The 21950-nt window shown below is 41.5% G+C and carries 17 protein-coding genes; 10 read left to right on the forward strand and 7 right to left on the reverse strand.

Annotated elements, in window-relative coordinates; translation table 11 throughout:
• Window positions 1-177: 177 nt before the first annotated feature.
• On the forward strand, window positions 178-1647 hold the full coding sequence (locus KUL10_RS08840; protein ID WP_110428555.1) for a hypothetical protein: 1470 nt from the start codon (window positions 178-180) through the stop codon (window positions 1645-1647).
• 7 nt (window positions 1648-1654) lie between these two features.
• On the opposite strand, the gene KUL10_RS08845 is transcribed toward KUL10_RS08840, so the two are convergent.
• Window positions 1655-2965, reverse strand: a complete 1311-nt coding sequence (locus tag KUL10_RS08845; RefSeq protein ID WP_110428556.1) for a nitrate regulatory protein — start codon at window positions 2963-2965, stop codon at window positions 1655-1657.
• Window positions 2966-3386: 421 nt separating this feature from the next.
• On the opposite strand from KUL10_RS08845, the gene KUL10_RS18965 reads away from it, so the two are divergent.
• A complete protein-coding gene (locus KUL10_RS18965; RefSeq protein ID WP_158525350.1) occupies window positions 3387-3854 on the forward strand; it encodes a type IV pilin protein in 468 nt (155 codons plus the stop codon).
• A 28-nt stretch (window positions 3855-3882) separates the two neighbouring features.
• Here the strand turns inward: KUL10_RS18965 and KUL10_RS08855 are convergent, their stop codons facing one another.
• From KUL10_RS08855 to KUL10_RS08865, 3 genes are read right to left on the reverse strand one after another with little or no spacing between them, the layout of a single operon-like run.
• Window positions 3883-5004 carry an aminotransferase class V-fold PLP-dependent enzyme gene (locus KUL10_RS08855; protein ID WP_110428558.1) on the reverse strand — a complete coding sequence of 374 codons (1122 nt, stop codon included), beginning with the start codon at window positions 5002-5004 and terminating at the stop codon, window positions 3883-3885.
• On the reverse strand, window positions 4997-6184 hold the full coding sequence (locus KUL10_RS08860; RefSeq protein ID WP_110428559.1) for a monodechloroaminopyrrolnitrin synthase PrnB family protein: 1188 nt from the start codon (window positions 6182-6184) through the stop codon (window positions 4997-4999). Before KUL10_RS08860 ends, KUL10_RS08855 begins: the two co-directional genes overlap by 8 nt.
• Before the next feature lie 60 nt (window positions 6185-6244).
• Window positions 6245-7525 (reverse strand): DEAD/DEAH box helicase, encoded by a 1281-nt coding sequence (locus tag KUL10_RS08865; protein ID WP_110428560.1) that lies wholly within the window; start codon window positions 7523-7525, stop codon window positions 6245-6247.
• A gap of 206 nt (window positions 7526-7731) precedes the next feature.
• Here KUL10_RS08865 and KUL10_RS08870 point away from each other — a divergent pair, with 206 nt between their 5' ends.
• Both KUL10_RS08870 and KUL10_RS08875 read left to right on the forward strand, forming a co-directional pair.
• Window positions 7732-8772, forward strand: a complete 1041-nt coding sequence (locus KUL10_RS08870; protein WP_110428561.1) for an LPP20 family lipoprotein — start codon at window positions 7732-7734, stop codon at window positions 8770-8772.
• A gap of 4 nt (window positions 8773-8776) precedes the next feature.
• Entirely contained in the window at window positions 8777-9547 is a 771-nt protein-coding gene (locus KUL10_RS08875; RefSeq protein ID WP_146216769.1) for a M48 family metallopeptidase, read from the forward strand.
• Here the strand turns inward: KUL10_RS08875 and KUL10_RS08880 are convergent.
• Window positions 9521-9898: a hypothetical protein gene (locus KUL10_RS08880; protein ID WP_110428563.1), complete on the reverse strand. Its 378-nt coding sequence runs from the start codon at window positions 9896-9898 to the stop codon at window positions 9521-9523. The genes KUL10_RS08875 and KUL10_RS08880 overlap by 27 nt on opposite strands.
• Before the next feature lie 41 nt (window positions 9899-9939).
• The gene (locus tag KUL10_RS08885; protein ID WP_110428564.1) at window positions 9940-12453 is read right to left on the reverse strand and encodes a bifunctional diguanylate cyclase/phosphodiesterase; all 2514 of its coding nucleotides are present in this window, start codon (window positions 12451-12453) and stop codon (window positions 9940-9942) included.
• 227 nt (window positions 12454-12680) lie between these two features.
• Here KUL10_RS08885 and KUL10_RS08890 point away from each other — a divergent pair, with 227 nt between their 5' ends.
• Complete coding sequence (locus KUL10_RS08890) at window positions 12681-13574, forward strand: dienelactone hydrolase family protein (RefSeq protein ID WP_110428565.1); 894 nt, start codon at window positions 12681-12683, stop codon at window positions 13572-13574.
• Window positions 13575-13624: 50 nt separating this feature from the next.
• Here the strand turns inward: KUL10_RS08890 and KUL10_RS08895 are convergent, their stop codons facing one another.
• The gene (locus KUL10_RS08895) at window positions 13625-13900 is read right to left on the reverse strand and encodes a hypothetical protein (protein WP_110428566.1); all 276 of its coding nucleotides are present in this window, start codon (window positions 13898-13900) and stop codon (window positions 13625-13627) included.
• Between the two features lie 221 nt (window positions 13901-14121).
• Between KUL10_RS08895 and KUL10_RS08900 the strand changes: the two genes are divergently transcribed.
• The 5 genes from KUL10_RS08900 (at window position 14122) to KUL10_RS08920 (ending at window position 21800) form a co-directional block, all read left to right on the forward strand.
• Window positions 14122-15204, forward strand: coding sequence for a carbohydrate porin (locus KUL10_RS08900; RefSeq protein ID WP_158525351.1), 1083 nt, complete (start codon window positions 14122-14124; stop codon window positions 15202-15204).
• A 21-nt stretch (window positions 15205-15225) separates the two neighbouring features.
• Window positions 15226-15603, forward strand: a complete 378-nt coding sequence (locus tag KUL10_RS08905; RefSeq protein WP_110428568.1) for a hypothetical protein — start codon at window positions 15226-15228, stop codon at window positions 15601-15603.
• 164 nt (window positions 15604-15767) lie between these two features.
• Window positions 15768-17087, forward strand: a complete 1320-nt coding sequence (locus KUL10_RS08910; protein WP_158525352.1) for a TolC family protein — start codon at window positions 15768-15770, stop codon at window positions 17085-17087.
• Complete coding sequence (locus tag KUL10_RS08915; protein WP_110428570.1) at window positions 17077-18663, forward strand: efflux RND transporter periplasmic adaptor subunit; 1587 nt, start codon at window positions 17077-17079, stop codon at window positions 18661-18663. Before KUL10_RS08910 ends, KUL10_RS08915 begins: the two co-directional genes overlap by 11 nt.
• Window positions 18660-21800, forward strand: a complete 3141-nt coding sequence (locus KUL10_RS08920; RefSeq protein ID WP_110428571.1) for an efflux RND transporter permease subunit — start codon at window positions 18660-18662, stop codon at window positions 21798-21800. The genes KUL10_RS08915 and KUL10_RS08920 overlap by 4 nt, the downstream gene beginning before the upstream one ends.
• Window positions 21801-21950 lie beyond the last annotated feature (150 nt).

The following is a 21950-nucleotide window of genomic DNA, read 5'->3' on the forward strand; positions in this document are numbered from 1 at the left end:
ACTAGCAAGTGGGCTGCTGTCGTTTAATGTCAGTTGCCAAATAATGTTCGCAACGAATATTTGCAACGTTATTAATACAAAATTTTTTGTAAAAAAATGAGAGATGAAGGTCGCTCGCCACACCCTAAAAATAAGCAGAGAAATTAATAATTAAGCGAGCTTAAATAGGGGGCCATTTTGAAACATTATATTTTAATACTTGCATCTGTTGCACTTTTATTGAGTGCTTGTGGTGGCGGCGAAGAAGAGGTTTTTCTGCCTGATGAACCAATTAGTCCAACTCCACCGAGTAGCCCAGACCCAGAGGAGCCTTCGCCTGACACGGATGTTTGTTTTGCACCTCAATTAGATATTGATAGCATTATCTTTTCTACACCTAATTTTTTAGACATTGGCGCACGAGCAACATTAACTGAATCGGGCGATGTAATATTTGACACTATGTATCAGGGAAGGTCAGGTGTGGGTGTTCTTGATTCTACATTGACACGCTTTGGGTTTATTGCAGATTTATATGACTATACTGTCATGGGCGATAGCATCGCATTTGCAATTACATCCAGTGGTTCTGCCCTAGGAACGGTATCGGAAATTTCAGTACACAAAATTCAAGCTCAATCTGTGCTTAGTCAAAATATGAATTATTTTGAGGTGCCAATTGTGGGGATGTTACAACCCAGTACTCCGTCGAGTGAAAGAGACCCTGAGTATCCCTATGGGTCTCGTTTTTCATCCTTTTTTGCTATTGGAGATAAGCTTTATGCTTATGAGAACGATATTGATTGGGCTGTGAGCTTTGGCGAACCTCCCGCGGTTGGGCACGCAATTACGCGATTGGATTACTCTGCTAACGACATTCAATTCAGTAGAATTTCACTTGATGGTTTATCTGAAAATCAAAGGGTTCTAAATATTCACAAAGAAATAGGAGATAGCTCCGGTTCTTTGTTGATCAATGTTGAGACAGATTTGAATGATATAGACCGAAGTTATTCAGTCTACGGCGTTAGCGCAATCAACGGTGGAATGTATGAGATATATGTGCAAGGAAAAGACGGAAATTCATTTTCCCCTAGTAACAATGTTTTCACTAGGAATGCTAGTCAGATTGTTTTTGAACCCGGAACAAGTGGTGCTTCATACGAACGAAACGGTGTAATAATGCCTAACATAGGTGAGGATAGTAGCAAAATTTTAGGTTTATCGATCTTTACAGATAAAGGCGTCAGTGCTCCTGGCCTTTTTGAAGTGGATTATTATTCAAGTGGTATTTTCTTAGACCCTGATTATCTTGATCATACACCAGAATTTATCACCGACGACCCATTTACATCTGGAGCTGTTCTTTATGTCTCAGGTGATGGCGGGGGGGCTTCTATTGTTATAGGAAATATGCCGTTCAATGGCGATGGAATGGATATATCACTCATTCGTTATATGAATCTCACTGATTCGGAAAACCCTTATAACCCCCGTCTAGAGTCTCTTGGCAATGGTCGACTATTAAGCGATTCATTTCAGAGAATCAGTGCTATTGCGGCTCGGAGAATGACTGAATCTCCTGAAGTGTATAATGTGGCTATCTTAGGAGACGATACTATAGAGCTTGCACGGTTCAATATGCTTGACACTGAGTGTGATTTTTAGTGCAAACTTACTCTACAGGAATAGATACCTTCAACACATGCTCGGCAACTTCAGCTATATGAATGCGTTTTTTCATGGCAGTGCTGCGCAGGCGTTGATGAGCTTGGTCTTCTGTTAGGTTTAGTTGTTGCATGACCATTAACTTGGCTCTATTTACTAGCTTTTGTTCTGCAAGTTGATTGCGAGCAAGGGCTAGTTCTTCATTGATTTGATCGATCTTTTGGGATTGCGACTTTAATAGTTCGTATAGAGAATTATGTGAAGAAAGGGGATCTATTTGAGCGGGCTTTAAGGTTTTTTCATAGTCTATCGAGTCTGCTTTACTCTCGCTTCCGATTAAGCCTGGCAATGACTTATCAAATAGCAACGTGTATGGCGTGCCAGTTGTTTCATAAAATTCTGACATTTGACGATGTTCATTGAGCCTTACTTTTGCCTGCTTAATTAACGTTTTAGCTTTGTCGAGAAGATTGTGACATAAGGTTTGCTCGATTAAGTGAATCTTATCTATACGCTTCGTACAAACGTGATACCACACTTCACTGATTTCGCTTGCTATTGGTGCGCCATCCTCCAGCTTTTTAATCATATCTCTGAGTTGAGACAACTCCTGATATTCCTCGCTAGTCTGCAATTCTTCCCATTTTTTGATATCGCTTAATTGGGCGTAATCAGTAAACACGGCAAAACTATTATTTTGAGCGGTTTGAAGTTGAGTCAAGCGATGGCAAAGTGTTTTGGTAAAGTGCGTTTCAGCAAACCCAATTGCTCCCCAAGCTCTTTCTTGACCCGCAAACTCTTTGCCTTGGATGAAATTGAATAATGCGATCAATTCACTCGTAATACTTGGATCACTTGATACATCAGCAGCTTCAAAAATAATTTCCAAGAGGCTATCTATTAATCTGCAATATGCTTGAGTAGATGCAAGCGCGGACATTTTGTGTTTTGCCACACGCATTCGTAATTCGCTCAGACTATCAATACCCTGAAGGGCCAAGGCTATTTTGTTTAAAAAACGGTGTGAATGTGCCGAGTATTGTTTTTCTACAAACAATTCATCCAATAGATTAACGAGTAAGTCTTGGGTTTTTTGTGTTTGTTCTATTTGTCGCGGGCGACGTAAAGAAAAATGAATGCCTTTTGAAGCGATATAAATATTGCTCACACCGCGTTCCTTTTGAAGTTCGTGTATCAAGTCGCAGATATGAGAAACAAGTACGCAGTTGCCAGATAATTGCTCTAATATTGTGAGCTCAGCTCGTTTGGCTGCGTCGATAAAACGCTTAGTATTTGATTGATAATGTGCGAATGACATCTTTCACTTCTCCTTCGGCAACTCAAAAGTAAACGCACTTTTTTATCTTTACTGGTTTAATCAAGCAAAACACATTCCAAATACAGCTTTCTTGTTGGTGTGCTAGCAATGTGTTTCCAGTTATTGATGAATAAGTAGTTTAAGCGGATGTATTAAAAAGCTTTTTAGTGAGTAAACTTAATAGTCTTATGTCCTTATTACGGGGACTAAAACTAAGTTTTGCTTATGGGCTTAGCAGCAAAACTACTCTTTTACATCGACACAGGCACAATAAATAAACATTTTGCACCAAGTTGGTGCTTGATGTCCCCAAAAACTTCAAGTGAAAGTTCATTAGGTGCTTAAGTTGCAATAAGCTCAGGCCGATATCAACGTTATGAAGTTTTATGAAAACCCTGTTACGGGCCTCTTTGGAGTTTGCATGCTTAAGAAACAAAAAGGATTTACCCTGATTGAGTTGATTATCGTTATCACTCTTTTAGGCATACTTTCGATTATCGCACTCCCGCGATTTTTAGACATCGGAACTGATGCGCGAATTGCAGCGCTTGAGCAAATGGAGGTTAGTATGAAGGCGGCAACAAACTTGGTGAATATCAAAGCTGAAATTGAGAATAAAACTGACTGCTCAACCGATCCTGTTATCGAAATGGGTGATAATGATATTACGCTTCGTTGCGGGTATCCCTGTCCTCACCCAAGTGGTATTGCCAATGCAGTAGACTACGATGAGGGTTTTGAGTGGGTTGGTGGAAACTGCGGCGGACAGTTAGGTAACATTGACGTGCGACTAGCAGATGCACCTGATCCAGCTAACTGTAAAATTCGATATGTTTCTGCACGAAGCACTCGTGAACCAGAAATAGTGAAGACAATTTCGGGTTGTTAGTGGCCCTTAGACAGGTCAGGTACTAATATCACTTAATAATATTTTGTACTTCCTCGATTAACTTATCAATTTCGTCTGAATCGTTATATATATGCGCTGACACTCGCATACCATTGATGCGTTCATCTACGCTTATCTTTGCGCGAGTTAGGGCTGCTTTGATCTTTTCTTGATCTTTTCCAAAGTGCATAATCACTGTTCCGCTTCTTTTCAATGGGGCAAATGGCGAAGCAACAAAAGGCGCCAAGGAATTGATCAACTTATCGATCATTTCTTGATTATGCGTGCGCAGCATTTGGCTACCAATCTGCGCAAAATAGTTTATCGAGTGACTTGCAAATGCATAGGGCGCAACAGAGGGCGTCCCGCCCCAAAATTTTATTGCGCTTGGATGGTAGCGAAAGCTGTGAACATCGAACTCGAAAGGGTTTTCATGCGAGAACCAACCAACATCTCTTGGCTGACATTGTTCAATAATATTAGAGTTAACCCAAAGGTAAGCTGCACCAGGGCCACCACACAGCCATTTTACACTAGATCCAATCATGAAATCGGGTTCAACAACTTTCAAATCTAGCGGAATAATTCCTGCTGATTGTGCGACATCCAAGATCGATATCACGCCCAAGCCTCGCGCTCGGTTGATAATGGTTTCCACTGGCGCAAGCTGCCCTGTATTCGAATAGGCGTTAGATACGAATACTAAGTCTATTTCATTGGTAAGGTGGCGTTCCCAAACAGCTTGGTCGGTAATATCTAAATCTTTGTCTATAAATCTCAGTTCAGCACAGCTAGGCAAGGATTTTTTGAGAGCGTATCCCATACTGGGAAAGTCAATTTCGCTCATTAATACAACGACTTTTTTCTTTTGCAGGGCCTCAAGTGACATGACAATTTTGGTTAACGCGCTGGATAAGTTTGTTTGCGGGCAAAATTCAGCGCTGTGCGCGTTGAATAACAATCCAAGTGAGCTTTGAAATTTTTCAATGATCGTTAACCATTCCCCCCATGGTTCAAGCCCTGAATGTTGCCATGGAGATAAAAAGCTTTCTTTGAAGGCTAACTCCGCTGATTTTAAAGGTCGACCGACTGAGTGACTAAGAAAATACGTGGTGTCAGCCAACGCAAAATCGTTTCGAAGCTCATCCATTTTTAAACTCACTAAGCCTAGATTTGAGCTGTTTAATATCATCAAAACGAGTGCGGATGTCATCGCGTTGGTGAGCCGCTCTGCGATCTCGTAGCTTTTCTAATTCTTCTAACAACACGGATAATGGGGGGCCGCTTGCCGTAATTTTATCAAGGTGTTGCTGGGCAATATTAGCTGAGGGTTTTGCAATATAGCGTTCGACCAATTGATTGTGATGCTGAATAGCAGTGGTCCCGTGGAGCTTGCAGACTTCAAGAAATAGGCTCGTGTTTTTTTGATACCAATTTGATGCGTGCATATCAGGCGTTGTTTCTAAAAACTCATCCATTAAACTTTTTCTGCGCATACATTCTCGAAGCATGTCTTGGTCTTCAGGCATCATATATAAAAACTTATCAACTAACATTTGAGAATAAGCAGGCTCGTTGGCAAAACATAGCCCTAGTTGTAAGTCTAGGACATTGATGCCAGCAAAGTCACCGGCATTCGCCCCGCGGTAAACTTCTTTTCCAACTCGATAGGGCTTGTAATATGGTCTGACGCAATTGAAAAAGCGATCTGTATCTAACTTTGCAAAAAGAAGCTTATTTGATTCAATTACATCCTTTAAGCCATGTTTCGCTGCACTCAAGAGATCCGCTGTGATGGGGTGAGAAATTCCGATGGCCTGTATTTTAATGATCGCGTCAGCTGCGCGTTTATATGCCAATATGCCTTTAGTATTGTAATCAATGAAAATGGCTTCATCCTCTAAATGCGTAAAGCATTTATAGCGGCCATTAATAGCTTTATTATGGGTGGTCAAATGCGCTGTAGCGAAGCGAGGTGTGACACCAATAGACGCGCCAATATGCATGGCTAAAGCTGATGCTTCTATGAGTGGAGAGGACACTTCCTGAGAGGGTTCTGTGATTTCGTGTCGACGACACGCCGCCATATATAATCCGACGTTTCCAAGTAAATCAAAAGCATTATCAAACCCGTTATCAGTATTGCCTTCGTCAAGTAAGGGAACAATCAACTGACGTCCTTCTTCCTTAAGGGTATGCTTTATATCATCGCCTATGCCAAGTACATTAGCTTTGTCATCTTGTTGCCAATATAAAGCTTCGAGTTCTGAATTTAAATCGCAAAAACGAGTTCGAATCCAGTCATCAAACGCGCGCGAGTTGATGGTCATGCAAGGGCCTAAAACCGTAAATAAAAGACGAGCTAAGACTAAACTGTAAACTGCTTATTTTCAACGACGACGTCTAGATGCTCTAGATGGCTTTTTATTTGAATTTTGTTCACTTGATTGAGGTGACAAATTCGGTTTTTTAACTTTCTTAGGCTTTTTCGGTTTTGGCATCTTTAAGGGCTTCTGAGGGAGTGCACTGATAGACAATCCAGCGACGCTCATAACATCGATATGCTTTTGTATAAGGTTTTGAATATCGTTTAACTGCTTTTCATCTTCGCGAGTAACAAAACTCACAGCATATCCTGTTGCGCCCGCACGACCAGTGCGACCAATTCTGTGTACATAATCCTCGGGAACATGTGGCAAGTCATAATTGATAACGTTAGGTAATGCGTCAATATCAATACCTCGCGCAGCGATATCGGTTGCGACTAATACTCTAAGGCTATTGTTTTTAAATTCTGAAAGTGCTTTTGTCCGAGCACCTTGGCTCTTGTTTCCGTGAATCGCAAGGGCAGAAATCCCCTTTGCTGTCAGTTGCTTAGCAATGCGGTTTGCACCGTGTTTCGTGCGGGAAAATACCAATACCTGTTGCCAGTTTTGCTCGTCGATTAATTTTGCTAGTAATTTGTTTTTATTACTTTTTTCAACATGGATTACTGCTTGCTCAACTAATGGAGCTGTGGAGTTTTTCGGCGTCACTGATATTTCAATAGGGTTGTTCGTAAATTGAGTCGCCAAAGCGCGGATATCATCTGAGAACGTGGCCGAAAACAGTAAGCTTTGACGTTTAGTTGGCAAGAGCTTAGCAATGCGTTTAATATCGTGGATGAACCCCATGTCTAGCATGCGATCTGCTTCGTCAAGTACCAAGATTTCGAGTTGGTTAAATTTGACTGCATTTTGCTGAAATAGGTCTAGCAAGCGTCCTGGGGTCGCTATCAGAATATCGACGCCCGAGCGCAGTTTTTTCATCTGTGGGTTAATTGAAATACCGCCAAAAGCCACACATGATTTGAGAGATGTGAACTGGTGAAAATTAGCAACTGATTCAGCAACTTGAGCAGCTAATTCTCGAGTAGGTGTGAGAATCAGTGCCTTAATATGATTTGCTTTTGGACGAGTCTTTGAGTCACACAGTAAATGTGCGATTGGCAGTGAAAAAGCGCCTGTTTTGCCTGTACCAGTTTGAGCTGCTGCCATGACATCTTTGCCACTTAAAACGGCTGGAATGGCTTCAATTTGAATAGGTGAGGGCTCTTGATAACCGAGCTTTTCGGTCGCTTCTACTAGAGATGTATTGAGACCAAGAGATGAAAAAGTAACCGAATCAGGCATGTATAGTGGATATCCAATTTAAATAGTTAAAACGCCTAGTGACATGGCGTTTTTTGCGCCGCGATACTACCATATATACAAAGTATGATGTTGAATATCTGCTGTTATGGTTTACTTATCGGACGCTTGGTTGTATCTTTTGTAGCCATTGATGCTTAAGCTTATCACTTCAATTGGTGTTTCAATTGATAAAACAAGGACGTAACATGACACTTCGCTTGTTCAGCATTTTTCTAACAATCACTTCTCTTTTTTTATCAAGTGATACCTTCGCTGCTGACGTTATCAAAAAAACCGCCAAGGGCGAAATAAACTGGAGTCAAGGCACGGTTTCGGCAACCGGATACGGTGTTGCAACGGGAAAAATGCCTGAGGCAAAAAAACGTTTGATGGCGAGACGGGCAGCACAAATAGACGCTTACCGAAATCTCGCTGAATTGGTAAATGGTGTCAAAGTCACATCTGATACCTTTGTCCGTGACATGGTCGTAGATAATGATAAGGTAAAGACAAGTGTGAATGCGCTCATCAAAGGCGCAGCTATCACCAGTGATGAATACGAAAATGGAATGGCTATCATTACGGTGACCATGTCCCTCGATGGCCGATTTATTCAATCAATTACTCCTGCGTTACCAAAAGAAACCCCTGTGCCATCAGCAAGTACTCAAATTATTAATAAAACCTTGGATTTATTGTCAGACATAGAGTTGGGAGAGATGTTAAGTGCTCTTTCACCTATCTCGAGTGCACAAGCAGAAGAACAAGGTGCAGAATTAGCAATCACCAGTGCAGAACAGCTTAAAGTGGCTAAAAAGCTTTTAAAACTGCTGAATGATCAACCTAAAGAAACTGTACTTCAACAGCTTCAACAAACGGTAAGCTCATTTGAAGATACTACTAATTTCACGGGTATTTTAATTGACGCCAGAGCGATCAGTGAATTTGAATTAGCTACTATTCCACGCCTGCGCTCTCCTGACGGTAAAATAATTTATCCAGAAGAGCAAAATTTAGTAAGCGGAAAGATCAGCCAACGTCCAGTGTCATATGATTTACACATAGACGATGCAGTTCAAAATCAGCGCATAGCGGTCAAGCCAATTATTATCGAAGCGCAAGGAGTGTACCGCTCTCGTTACTCAGATTTGGTCATCGATGAAGACTCAGCGGCACTCTTAACTTCGCAAGCAGCACTATTATCTGCTTTAGAAAAAGGTGCTGTGATGATAGTAATAGGGAAATAACGTGATGCTAGTTGCGTCATTTATATCTAAAACTAGACCGATTTGCGCCCTGTTCGTTTGCTTATTTTTGCTTGCTAGTTTTGATGGTGTCGCCTCACCTCGTATTGCATTGATAGAGGCCCAGCAGATGATTGATGCAGGCGAAATTGATGAAGCGATTAGTTTTTTAGAAGAGAATATTCTCGAGTATCCAAACAATGCGCCTTTGATATTACATTATGGGCTAGCCCTAAAAGAAGCTAATCGTCTTGCCGAAGCCGAAGTTGCTTTTAGAAAAGTCTTGGCAATTAATGGAACAAATCCGATTGCCAAAAATCAAATAGATATGATTAGGCAGTTTAATAATGCCGCGGTTAGTGAAACAGCACAGCAGTTAGAAAATATTACGATAGACAAGTTTTTTGATTTGCTCACAATCGCAGCTGCGTTTGCTTTAGGAACGGTATTTTCGACTTATATAAAGCGTATTGAGGATTGGAATTTTAACCGCAGAAGTAGAAAGCTATTTTTGCAAAACCGTTACGATGATTTTGTTGACATGCTCGAGATCCAGATATCAACAAACAAACTGAAACCACTGCGTAACAGCGTAACCTTTATGCTTACTCACAAGTCAGAAAAAGACATCATAAAAGTATTAGACCGCTATGTTAATACTGAGGAAAACTTCAATACTCTCGTTAGAATGATTGAGCGCTCAAAGGCAAGAGAGACGCAATACCAACCTAATATTGACACTCATGAAATATTAGTCAGTGATAAGCAAAACACTTAGTAGGCTTTCTGCGTTTACTAGGGCAAATCGGCGTTCAAACAATGCGCCAGTCTCATCGAAGAACAAAAGCTCTGCGCTTTCTGCTTTATAGTTTCGTTGGAAATCGTCGGTAGCAGGATAACCCATACGGGCTACCAAAAAGTTGACCTCTTCCTCAGTCTGTTCTTTGGCTTTGTTTATTTCAATTGTTTGCTGATTACTCACCACTCGATTTAGGTCGTATACAAACACAACTGATTTTTTGCCGTTTCCAAGTTTGCTCAGATCGTCGTCGATTGAATCGGGCAATGACCAAATAAACGCGGCGATAAAAACGAGAATAAAGCCCAAAATAAGCAGCGTTTTTTTCATGGTCGGTAACCGTTATTAAATGTTGATACCTTTAACGCAAATTAACTAGTTTTGGACTCATTGATTAACAATGTTTCAAACGCTGCTTTGTTGAGAGGCTTGCTAAAATAGTAACCTTGGAAATATTTGCACCCATATGAAGTCAGTAAATCGACCTGCTCAATAGTTTCCGTTCCTTCTGCTATATTGGTTAAATCCAAAGATTCACTGATGGCAATGATTGCCTTGACCAATTCTCGGTTTCGCTCGTTGTCCAATCCATCTACAAATGATTTATCTATTTTTAATACATCTAATGGCAGCTCGCTCAAATATGATAATGATGAATAGCCAGTACCAAAGTCATCTAATGCAATAGTTATCCCGCTATCACGGACTTTGGTCAATGTATCAATGGCCTTGTTTTTATCAATCAGCAATCCGGATTCAGTCAACTCAAGTTCAATCAAATTTGGCGCAATTTCTAATTGTTTTACTTGAGTAATTAATGCGTCGATAAACTCATCATCTTCAAATTGTGAAGCGGTAACATTAATAGAAATAGGCGTGATATTGACATCGTTGTTTATCCATTCACCTAAATCACTTAAAACACGATTCAGCACCCATTGCCCTAGCGCGTGGATGACACCGCTGCCCTCTGCAATAGGAATAAATTCAAGTGGTGTTACCGTCCCTCGCTTTTGACTAAACCATCGAAGTAAAGCTTCCGCTCCAATTATATCTCCATTTCTATTCACCTTAGGCTGATAATAAACGTCTAGTCCATCTTGTCCGTCTATGGCATTGATTAAGTCAGACTCGATAGCCCTGGCATGCTCCATTTCTGATAACAAAGATGGATTGAAGAACGTATATTTATTGCGGCCTTGTTCTTTAGCTTGCATAAGAGCGTGTTCAGCGCAGCCAACAATATCTATGTTTGAATTTAACTGAGAAGGGAACACTACCGCGCCCATTGAGCATCCAACATTAATTTTGCGGCTACCGACCAAGCAGGTCTGATTAATTATCGCCTTGACAGCGGTCCAGTGTACATGTGCAAGTTGTGAGATATCCGTTCTGACTTTCGAAATTACCACGGCAAATTCATCGCCGCTGCATCGTGCAATAAAAATACCATCAGCCGCATAACTTCTTAAGCGCTCACCGATAATCTTGACAACTTTATCGCCAACCTCATAGCCAAATTTGCGATTAATTTCGCCGAAATGGTCGAGGTCAATGAGTAATAATAATGCATGATTTTCTTCAGCAGTAACTTCGTTTTTGGTTTTATTAATAAACCTGAGTAACTTAATTCGGTTGGGTAACTGTGTCAGGTAATCGATGTACGCCGACGCCCTTAATTCGGTTTGTAGCATTTCTCTTCTTAATTCGGCACTCAATCTTGTTGCCATGACATCAGTTACTGTTTGTAAAGCCAACTCTGATCTTAATGGGGCCTTAAAAAGGAGTACTAGCACGCCAATAGCATTCTTATCTAATCCTACTATTGGATATCCGATGTAGGCTTCAATTCCCTCATCCTTGAGCATTACATCCTTTGGGAAGTCAGAGGCCACGCCTGACCGATGGACACAGGCGTCGAACGACAATACATTTTCACAAGGGCTACCTTCTCGCTCATAAGTAAAGTTGTCTATCTGTTGGTTATTATAAAATGCGACCCTAGTTTTTATTTTTTGGGGATGGTCTTCATCAATCAGACCGAATAAAACATAATCGGCGTCAGAATATTCAGATAGCAGGGCAATCGACTCTTGATAAAACTTATCCTGACCCTCTTCATTCGAAATCAATACTAATTTAGAAAAGATAGTGTGAAGAGACTCTTTTTCTAATAGTTGCTCATAGAGTTTCGTGGATTGTTGTTTAAAGCCACAAATGATTGTACCTAACACAAATAGTGATAGTAAGCTTATGGGTATGCCCCCAATATAAACCCATGAACTTCGTTGCTGATCTACGAGATAGCCAACGTAGCTTGTAAAAATCTGTAAAGTAATGGTAAGAATGAGGACTATCGCCAAATCGGCTTGACCCCGTTTATAAAATCGAACAGCGCATGCTATTAAAAACAAGGTTGCGATTGCGTAACACAGATGAATGAAGGAATAGTAAATACTGCCATCACCAGAGAGTATATAGGCTGTATCTGAGAACAGAGTTGAGTATTCTATAAGTTGTGCATTTTCTCCATATCTAAGCGACGACGTCGACCACAAATTAAAGAACATTAGAGGAATGGAGAAGCCCAGCGCTAAAGAAGTTGCCAACTTAGTGTGTTTATAGTCGGTCCATAAACCAAATATAAAGACGTATAAAGGAAACCCTAGAATAATGCATGTTAGATGAAATTTGCTGATCAGTAAGCTTTCATTGAGATCATCACTAGATAGCAACTCAAAGCAAAACCAGTGAAAAACAAACAGTAAAACATTCAACAAAGCTAGGGCTGAAAAGTGATGTTTTTGTTTGCTGATGCCAGATAGCAAAATTGATGCAGCACAGATAAGATTGACACACATCAAAATACTATAAAATACGGCCATTTCGAACCCCGTTTATACAGTTCACTAACGAGATTAACTCATATACTTCTATTTTACTAAGGTTTTCCACATTCCACTATTAGCCTAGTGTCTTAAGTTAAAAATAAGATATTTTGCTATCTGGGGTTTAGCATTGATTACGCGAACAAAGGATAATTAATACTAAGCAGATTGGAACTTAAAGCTCTTCCGTAGCGTATACATAAAAAAACTTATCAAGTAGAAGAATGAATAAAAAAACGCAGGATGTCCAAATTCCACAGCAGGCTTTTGACTGGTATGACGAATATGCTCATGGTGATATTAATCGCCGCACCTTTATGTCTCGCATGGCATCATTATCAGTTGCTGGATTAACCCTATCAGCAGTATCTTCTGCCCTTTTGCCAAACTATGCAAAAGCTGAGCAGGTCAGCTTTAACGACCCAGATATCAAAGCTACATATGAGGAATTTGATTCCCCTGACGGGCACGGAAAAGGACAAGGGTACTTAGTTTTACCGCGCAACATAGAAAGTAAAGCACCTGTTGTGCTGGTCGTTCATGAGAATCGAGGGTTGAACCCATACATTAAAGATGTAGCAAGACGATTGGCAAAAAAAGGTTTTATTGCATTTGCCCCCGATGCTTTGTATCCCTTGGGTGGTTATCCAGGAAATGACGATGAAGGCAGAACAATGCAACGAAGCTTAGAACGAAACAAGATCGAACAAGATTTTATGGCCGCGGCTTTGTGGTTAAAATCTCACAGCCTATCGTCGGGAAAGATCGGCGTGGTTGGTTTTTGTTTTGGTGGGTATATTAGTAATTTATTAGCAGCCTCAATGCCCGATACCATCAATGCTGCAGTTCCGTATTATGGCACACCCGCAAATGAAGCGCTTCAAGCTAAAGTACGCGGACCTTTGATGATTCATTTTGCTGAGCAAGATAAGCGGGTAAATGCGAGTTGGCCTGCATATGAAGCTGTGTTGAAAGCCAATAATGCCGAATATATAACGCACGTGTATAAAGGCGCGCAGCACGGATTTCATAATGATTCCACCAGTCGCTATAGCCCAGAAGATGCTGAACTTTCATGGACCAGAACACTCGACTTCTTCAATAAGCATCTAGTATAGCTTTAAGTTAGGTCAAGCAATCTTAGAGACAGCTTACTGATTACTCAACTTCAAGTGAGTAATTGGTAGGCAAGTGCGAACACGATTAATTGTATAAACATGATTACCCAAAAATAAATCCCTCCGACCAGTATTTTAATGCCCGTTGTTTGAATGTTTTGCTTGCGCTTGACGCAGTAGAATCCACCAATAGCTGACACTAAAGTCATTAGCAAAAGATAAATATGCCAACTGTCTTTAATGTCTCCAAAAGCAGCATTTGATGATGCACTAAAGCCTAGCATTAATGCAAAAAGCAAAGTTTGTTTAAGTTTTATGGTTAGCATTATATGTCTGTTTATTATTATCAAACCTTTGTATATCCTTAAGCAAACAATAGTTCAATTGCTTTTGGGCATATTTTGTCAATAATACTAGTATTTGCTAAAAATCGGATTGAGCATTATCAGCGCTTGTATTCGCGGGACTATCTCGCTGAATCCTTTTCTCTATTTCAAGGCAAAGCCATTTTTATCACTTTATGAATAGTTTTTTGGATAATTTCCGCATGAATTTAAAAAGCCCCACAAGCGGATTGCTCGGCATCGCATTGATATTGACTACCCGCCTTTTGGGTGCACAAGAGCTAAATCTGCAAGTGTTAAACGATAGTAGCTATGTAATTAAAGGAGGGCTTAACGAGCACACGTTCAATAACCGTAGTTTTGGATTGCTTGGTTTATCATATCAACTAAGCATTAACACTTCGGTGTATGGCGATCTACAATTTAATCGTGGTAGAGATGGCAGTGAAGCTATCGGTGACTTACAAACCTATTCTAATATCGATGCTGATAATTTTTCTGCAATTGGCGAATTGTGGATACAACACGAGCTACCCGCCCATGGATTAAGATTCAAATTAGGTCAAGTCGATGCAAATAATGAATTTGCGTATGTTGATCATGCTGTCGAGTTTATAAATTCTTCGATGGGGTTTAGTCCAACAGTTACTTATCTACCCACTTTTCCTGAGCCTCGATTATCACTCAATGCATTTTGGCACTCAGATACTATCGGGAGCTTTGGGTTTGGCGCGTATACCAACGAAGATAGAAGCTTTGAAATTCCTTTTGTTATTAGCCAATGGAAAAAACAATGGCCCGATCTTGAAGTAAGCCTCGGATACTGGTCACAGAAAGACGCATCAAAGTTCAATGATCCAAACGACAACACCGCGCAAAGTCTTGCTGAAAAAGGAACAGCTAAAGGCCTATACGCAACGCTTTCGGGTAATATCGAGCAAAGCTTTTTTACTTCAGACACAACAGGTTGGTTTATACAGCTTGGTAGCAGTGATCAGTCTTACTCTGAAATTACTAAACACATCGGTGCAGGATTAATGCTTTATGGCCTGGGTAAAGCTAATAATGACCTAGCAGGTGTTGGTCTGACTTATATCGAGACGAGCCCGCGATTAAGCTTTGAATATGCAGATAGCGAAACGGCGATTGAAGTATTCTATAAACGACAGCTAAGCGATAAATTTTCGTTGAAACCAGATTTACAAATAGTCCTTAATCCTGCCTCAGAGCCAAACATCGAAGATGCAATAGTCTTTACGCTCAGAGCTGAATTTGCTTTTGAATAACGATGGAATATACTTAACCGCATGAAATACCAAGACTCGCTTAAAACGCTGATGCTTATTTTTTGCTTGTTGTTCGCGCAACTCGGGCAGGCGTTCGCGTTTTCGTCGTTTGAGTCTAACAATCAGCACTGTGATATGCAGATGCAAGCAAACTCGGATAGTATGGAAAAGAACGACAGCAGCGCTACAATGGATTGCTGTGAGGACCAAGTTACTAACTGCTGTGGGATGTCTGATTGTCAGTGTAGCCAACTTACAACAAGCATTGCTGATATCTTACAAGCTGAACTGTTAGCTTTTGGCTCATTGAATAACCAACACATCGAGTTAGCTGCGCATCATGTTGCCAAGCGATACCCATCATTACCCAAACGCCCTCCAATTTTCATCTACTCATAAATAGCGATTCTGTCGCGATGATTGGCTGTTCATAAGCCAATGTGAATACCTTAAAGGCTTTAACATTTAAGGTGTCGTTTTTTGCTAGTCCCATGAGTAATGTTATGAACATTTTTTGCTGTTGTATGCGTTCTGCCCTTTTTTCCGAGCGCACAAAATGCTTCTTGTTATTATCAACTTTGGTACCTTTTTATGTCCAAAGTGAAAATCAGCCGCCGGTTTTAAGCCTCGAAAAAGCCATTACGCTCGCCCAAGAGAACGATCCTTGGCTTCATAAAAGTCATTTGCTTGAAGAGAAGTCACTGGTTTTGAGCCAAAGTGCAGATCAACTTGAAGATCCTGTTTTAAACGCAGGCATGCTCAACTTACCTAGTAATGGTTTTGACTTTGCGCAAGAGCCGATGACGCAATTAAAAATAGGCATTACACAGATGCTTCCGCGTGGTAATACCTTGAAGCTCGCTAAGCAAAAACTTGAGCTAACAGCGAGTCAACAACACTACATGCGCTTAGAGCGGAAGTTAAACCTTGTACTAAAAACGACTCAGCTATGGTTGGACGCCTATGAAAAGCAGGCAAGTCTAAGATTAATTGATGAAGCTCGTCCTTTGTTTGAGAAGCTTAATGATATTGTGAATGCTAGCTATAGTTCATTAAGTGGTGGAGCCGATCAACAAGCGATTGTCGGTGCAGAACTTGCCTTAATGAGGCTACAAGATCGCGCCGACACTTTAAACGCTCAGCAAGCAATGTCTCTTGCTAAGTTACAAGAGTTTCTGGCAATGCAAGGAGCAGAACAAGGTTCAAAACTATCATTCAAAGAAGCACAATATACCTTGCCAGCAAAGCTATCTTCTTTACATGACGCAAGTCACCACCAAGCTCAGCTCAATCTTGCAAGTAACTTATCTGAAAGACTAATCGAAGTGTTGAGCGAACATCCAAGGCTACAGATATTTGATCAATATATCGCTGTCAGCCAAGTTGACGAAGATATCGCCAAGCAGGGTTACAAGCCTCAATGGGGAGTCAACGCCAGTTACGCCTATCGTGATGATGCGCCTAATGGTGATAGTCGAGCAGATTTTTTGTCAGTGGGTGTGCAAATGAGTTTGCCGTTGTTTTCCTCTCAAAAACAAGAAGATCAGGTATCGGCAAGTGTGCTCAACACCGAATCCATACGCACTGATAAACGCCTGCAACTTCGAGCACTATTGACTGGGCTTCAAGCCGCACATAAGGACTACGCGGGTATTCAAAAGCGCAAAACTAACTTTGATAAGCGCATCATCCCTCATTTGTCTTTGCAATCTGAGCTAGCACTCAATGCCTACACCAATGACCAAGGCAATTTTTATTCTGTAGTGACGAGCAAAATAGAAGAGCTTGATACAAAAATCGAAAGAATAAAAATTGAAGTCGCTGAACAAAACGCCTTAGCCCAAATCAACTACTACCTTGCTGGAGAATCTTATGAGCAGTAATCAAAGCATGAAAATATGGCAGGTGTTATTGGGCGGAATATTCGCGGGTGCTTTATTAATGTTCTTAATGGTATCGTTTGTGCTCCCACCAGACTCCACGACAAAAGATACTGCGCTAAACGCCCAAAATAGCGATGAACCGCTTTATTGGGTTGCTCCTATGGACGCAAATTATCGCAGAGACGGCCCCGGAAAATCGCCGATGGGCATGGATTTAGTCCCTGTCTACGCAGATGATATTGAAGATGACTCACCAGGTACGGTCAAGATAGACCCTGTAGTCGTAAACAATATCGGCGTCAAAACAACGCTAGTTGTGGCTCGACCAAAAACGCAAACAATAAACGCTTTTGGAAAGGTTCATTATGCTCAAGATAGGGTCTTACATGTACACCCTAGAATAGAAGGCTGGGTTGAGCGTTTATACACGCGAACAGTCGGTGAATATATCGAAAAAGATGCCCCACTCTACGCGCTTTATTCACCTGAATTGGTTAACGCACAAGAAGAGTTAATCATTGCCTTAAATCAAAACAACCGCAACCTTATTCGCGCGGCAAAATCTAGGTTAGCTGCTTTAGAGATGCCCAATAAGCTAATTGAGCAAGTGGCAAAAGACAAGCAGGTCTTGCGCGAAGTTACCTTCTTTGCACAACAAAGCGGCTTTGTAACAGAACTGAAAATTCAAGAAGGGTTTTTCGTCAAACCTATCGACACTATGTTGGCGATTTCTCCGCTCGAAAAGGTATGGGTCATTGCCGATGTGTTCGCAAAAGATGCAAGCAAAATTGAAGTTGGCCAACCAGCCACTATTCAATCTGATTTTTTTGCAGGCGATATCATCACCAGTCAGGTTGACTATATCTACCCCAATTTAAACCCACAAAAAAATACGCTTCAAGTTCGCTTCTTGTTGGACAATCCTGACTTTACCTTAAAGCCACAAATGTTTGTCAATGTGGCAATCCAAACTGGCAACGACACTGATGATGTAAATAATACTGCTTTAATGGTGTTGAAAGACGCAGTCATTCAAACCGGTGAGCAAGATAGGGTAGTGCTCGTGTTGGGCGAAGGTAAATTTAAGTCAGTAGAAGTCCAACTGGGCAACTATTTTGGTGAGTATCTTGAAGTGTTGAGTGGTCTTTTAGAGGGTGACCGAGTCGTGAGTTCTGCCCAGTTTTTGTTGGATTCAGAAAGCAGTATCAATTCTGATTTCAAACGCATAGAAGCTCCAGAAAATAACGACGGTATGCAAGTACCCAGCATGCAAATGGACACCGAAGATAACGATGAAACCTTAAGTGCTTGGACAAATGCCGTCATCAACGAAGTGATGGCTGATGAACGTATGCTCAACCTGTCCCATGGGCCACTTGATGTCTTTAACATGATGGGCATGACAATGAACTTTATGGTGGCTGATAGCATTGATATGAGCACTTTACAGGAAGGTGCAAGCTTGCATATTCACGTCTTTCGAAATGATTCGGGCATGTTTGAAGTCATCGAATTACATGTGCTTGATGAGGCTGTCGATGTAGGTATGAATCATGAAATGGGTGATCACTCATGATTGAGGCTGTAATTAGATGGTCCATTAAAAACAGAGTTTTAGTCATTCTGCTCACTGTCATGCTTAGTGGTGCAGGCTTTTACTCGATTAAAAGCACCGCTGTAGATGCCATTCCCGACCTGTCTGATGTGCAAGTCATTGTCAAAACAAGCTATGCAGGACAAGCGCCGCAAGTGGTTGAAGACCAAGTAACCTATCCTCTTACCACCGCGCTTTTAGCCGTTCCTGGGGCTAAAACAGTCAGAGGTTTTTCGTTTTTTGGTGACTCGTATGTCTATGTGATTTTTGAAGACGGCACCGACCTGTATTGGGCGAGGAGCCGGGTGCTCGAATACTTATCACAAGTAAGTGCTAGCTTACCAGATGGCGTCAATCCACAGCTGGGCCCTGATGCAACCGGTGTGGGCTGGGTTTACATGTATGCGCTTGATGACCGCAGTGGGAAGCGCAACTTAAGTGAGCTACGAAGCCTACAAGATTGGTTTTTAAAGTTTGAATTGCAGACCGTTGAAGGCGTATCCGAAATCGCAACGGTGGGAGGCATGGTCAAACAATATCAGGTAATTGTCGACCCGATAAAGCTTCAAGCCTTTGGTGTGCCATTGTCACATGTTCAAACTGCGATTCAACGAGGCAATCAAGAGTTAGGCGCTTCGGTAATTGAAATGGCTGAAGCTGAATATATGATCCGCACCAGTGGCTATATCGAAAATATCAGTCAACTTGAGAATATTCCTATTGGCGTCTCTTCGACGAATACTGCAAAGCATGCAGATAACCAAAATAACCAAAGCTCAACACCTTTACTACTCAAAGACATTGCAGACATTCGTCTCGGTCCGCAAATGAGAAGAGGAGTGGCTGAGCTAAATGGTGAGGGAGAAACGGTCGGCGGTATCGTTGTGATGCGAGCTGGCGAAAACGCACAAGACACGATTAAACGGGTACAGGAAAAGCTCGCTAACTTGCAAAAAGGCTTACCAGAGGGTGTTGAAGTGGTCACTGTGTACGACCGTTCAACACTGATCAATGCCGCAGTGGATAATTTGAATAGCAAAATACTGATGGAGTTTGCCATCGTTGCCTTGGTCTGCGTGTTGTTTTTGTTTCATGTGCGATCAGCATTAGTGGCTATTATCAGTTTGCCGATAGGCATTTTAATTGCCTTTATCATCATGAAATTACAAGGTATCAATGCCAATATCATGTCCTTGGGCGGGATAGCGATTGCGATTGGCGCTATGATAGACGGTGCAATCGTACTCGTTGAGAATATGCATAAACACCTTCAGCGCGCTGAAGAAAATGATACAAACCGATGGGAGTTGGTTGCCAAGTCAGCCAGTGAAGTGGGCCCATCTTTGTTTTTTAGCTTGTTGATTATTACCGTTAGCTTTTTACCCGTTTTCACTTTAGAAGCGCAAGAGGGCAAGCTGTTTGCGCCACTTGCTTATACTAAAACCTATGCCATGGCGGCTGCGGCATTATTAGCAATTACCTTAGTGCCTGTTTTAATGGGGTATTTTGTGAAAGGCAAAATATTGGCTGAAGATAAAAATCCTCTAAACAAAGCGTTGATTGCGCTATATAAGCCAGCGCTTAGGCTTGTACTGCGTTTTCCAAAAACAACCGTATTAATAAGTATTCTATTACTTGCGCTTACCCTAATACCCGCTTCAAAAATAGGCAGTGAATTTATTCCACCCTTGGACGAGGGTGATTTGATGTATATGCCAACAACTTATGCCAGTGTATCGGTGGGCAAGGCAAGAGAAATCCTCCAACAAACCAACAAGCTCATTAAAACAGTGCCCGAAGTGCAAACCGTGTTCGGCAAAGTGGGTAGAGCAGAAACAGCAACCGATCCCGCGCCTTTGACCATGATCGAAACCTTTATTCAGCTCAAACCAAGATCAGAATGGCGAGAAGGCGTTAGCACAGACAGTTTGATAAAAGAATTTGATGCGCTTGTTGATTTTCCGGGTTTAACCAACGCTTGGGTAATGCCTATCAAAACGCGTATTGATATGCTTTCTACGGGTATCAAAACACCGCTTGGCCTTAAGATTGCGGGTTCCGATTTAAACGAAATTCAGTCTATAGGCAAACAAATCGAACAAGCGCTATCCTCGTTAGAAGGCACTGCATCGGTTTATGCTGAGCGCGTAGCCGATGGTCGCTATCTCAATATCGACATTGATAGGCAAAAAGCAGCCCGCTTCGGTCTATCGATTGCTGATATACAAACATTTATTGCAAGTGCAGTAGGCGGTGTCAATATGAGTAAAAGTGTAGAACGTTTAGAGCGCTACCCTATTCAACTGCGTTTTGAGCAAACGTATCGAGATTCGCCTCAAGCTTTGTCCGATTTGCCAATGACGACTCAAGGCGGTGCATACATAAGTTTGGGAGATGTTGCTGATATCAGTATTAGCGAAGGCCCAGCAGGTATCAAAAGTGAAAATGCAAGACCCAATGCGTGGGTGTACATCGATATCAATGATGTCGATATCGCCGAATATGTCTCTGCTGCCAGTAACCGTATCGATCAACAAATCAAGCTACCTGCTGGTTATTCGATCACTTGGAGCGGTCAGTATGAATATATGCAGCGCGCGCAAGAAAAGCTCACCTATGTACTGCCACTCACACTAGGTATCATCGTTTTGCTGCTGTATATGAATTTTAAAAGTCTTGCTCACGTACTCATGATTTTAGGTACTGTTCCATTTTCTTTGTTAGGCGGCGTTGTATTTATCTACTTGCTTGACTTTAATTTTTCAGTCGCCGTTGCGGTAGGTTTTATTGCTCTGGCAGGTGTTGCAGTAGAAATCGGTATCATCATGTTGAGCTATTTGGACACAAAATTTGAAGCACTAAAGCGAAGTGGAGATACAGATATAAACTCGTTAATTGATACCGTGACTAGCGCAGCACTCTTGAGAATCAGGCCAGTCATGATGACATCAACATCCATTATATTTGGACTCATACCCGTCATCTATTCAAGCGGCGCAGGCTCTGAAGTAATGAGCCGAATAGCCGCGCCTTTAGTCGGCGGGATGGTGAGTGCGTTGATACTCAGTTTATTGGTATTGCCTGCGGTTTATTATTTGTGGAGGCGGTGGCAGATTTGAGATGTGTTTTTGAACAGAGCCTTAGGCTCTGCTGCAGGAACAGCCGCACTTTTTGTAACAGCTCTAGTTTTAGCAAGTTTTCCTGCGAGTGAGAACCCACTTGGCATAAAAACAATATTATATGAAGAAATAGTTAATAAGCGTCTTGGC

This window comes from Glaciecola sp. KUL10, from assembly GCF_003203515.1.
Classification (GTDB): Bacteria; Pseudomonadota; Gammaproteobacteria; order Enterobacterales; family Alteromonadaceae; genus Glaciecola.

Coding starts and splice junctions, on each gene's coding strand:
- KUL10_RS08845 (WP_110428556.1), bottom strand. CDS start 2,965: ATGTCATTCGCACATTATCAATCAAATACTAAGCGTTTTATCGACGCA.
- KUL10_RS18965 (WP_158525350.1), top strand. CDS start 3,387: ATGCTTAAGAAACAAAAAGGATTTACCCTGATTGAGTTGATTATCGTT.
- KUL10_RS08855 (WP_110428558.1), bottom strand. CDS start 5,004: ATGGATGAGCTTCGAAACGATTTTGCGTTGGCTGACACCACGTATTTT.
- KUL10_RS08860 (WP_110428559.1), bottom strand. CDS start 6,184: ATGACCATCAACTCGCGCGCGTTTGATGACTGGATTCGAACTCGTTTT.
- KUL10_RS08865 (WP_110428560.1), bottom strand. CDS start 7,525: ATGCCTGATTCGGTTACTTTTTCATCTCTTGGTCTCAATACATCTCTA.
- KUL10_RS08870 (WP_110428561.1), top strand. CDS start 7,732: ATGACACTTCGCTTGTTCAGCATTTTTCTAACAATCACTTCTCTTTTT.
- KUL10_RS08875 (WP_146216769.1), top strand. CDS start 8,777: ATGCTAGTTGCGTCATTTATATCTAAAACTAGACCGATTTGCGCCCTG.
- KUL10_RS08880 (WP_110428563.1), bottom strand. CDS start 9,898: ATGAAAAAAACGCTGCTTATTTTGGGCTTTATTCTCGTTTTTATCGCC.
- KUL10_RS08885 (WP_110428564.1), bottom strand. CDS start 12,453: ATGGCCGTATTTTATAGTATTTTGATGTGTGTCAATCTTATCTGTGCT.
- KUL10_RS08890 (WP_110428565.1), top strand. CDS start 12,681: ATGAATAAAAAAACGCAGGATGTCCAAATTCCACAGCAGGCTTTTGAC.
- KUL10_RS08895 (WP_110428566.1), bottom strand. CDS start 13,900: ATGCTAACCATAAAACTTAAACAAACTTTGCTTTTTGCATTAATGCTA.
- KUL10_RS08900 (WP_158525351.1), top strand. CDS start 14,122: ATGAATTTAAAAAGCCCCACAAGCGGATTGCTCGGCATCGCATTGATA.
- KUL10_RS08905 (WP_110428568.1), top strand. CDS start 15,226: ATGAAATACCAAGACTCGCTTAAAACGCTGATGCTTATTTTTTGCTTG.
- KUL10_RS08915 (WP_110428570.1), top strand. CDS start 17,077: ATGAGCAGTAATCAAAGCATGAAAATATGGCAGGTGTTATTGGGCGGA.
- KUL10_RS08920 (WP_110428571.1), top strand. CDS start 18,660: ATGATTGAGGCTGTAATTAGATGGTCCATTAAAAACAGAGTTTTAGTC.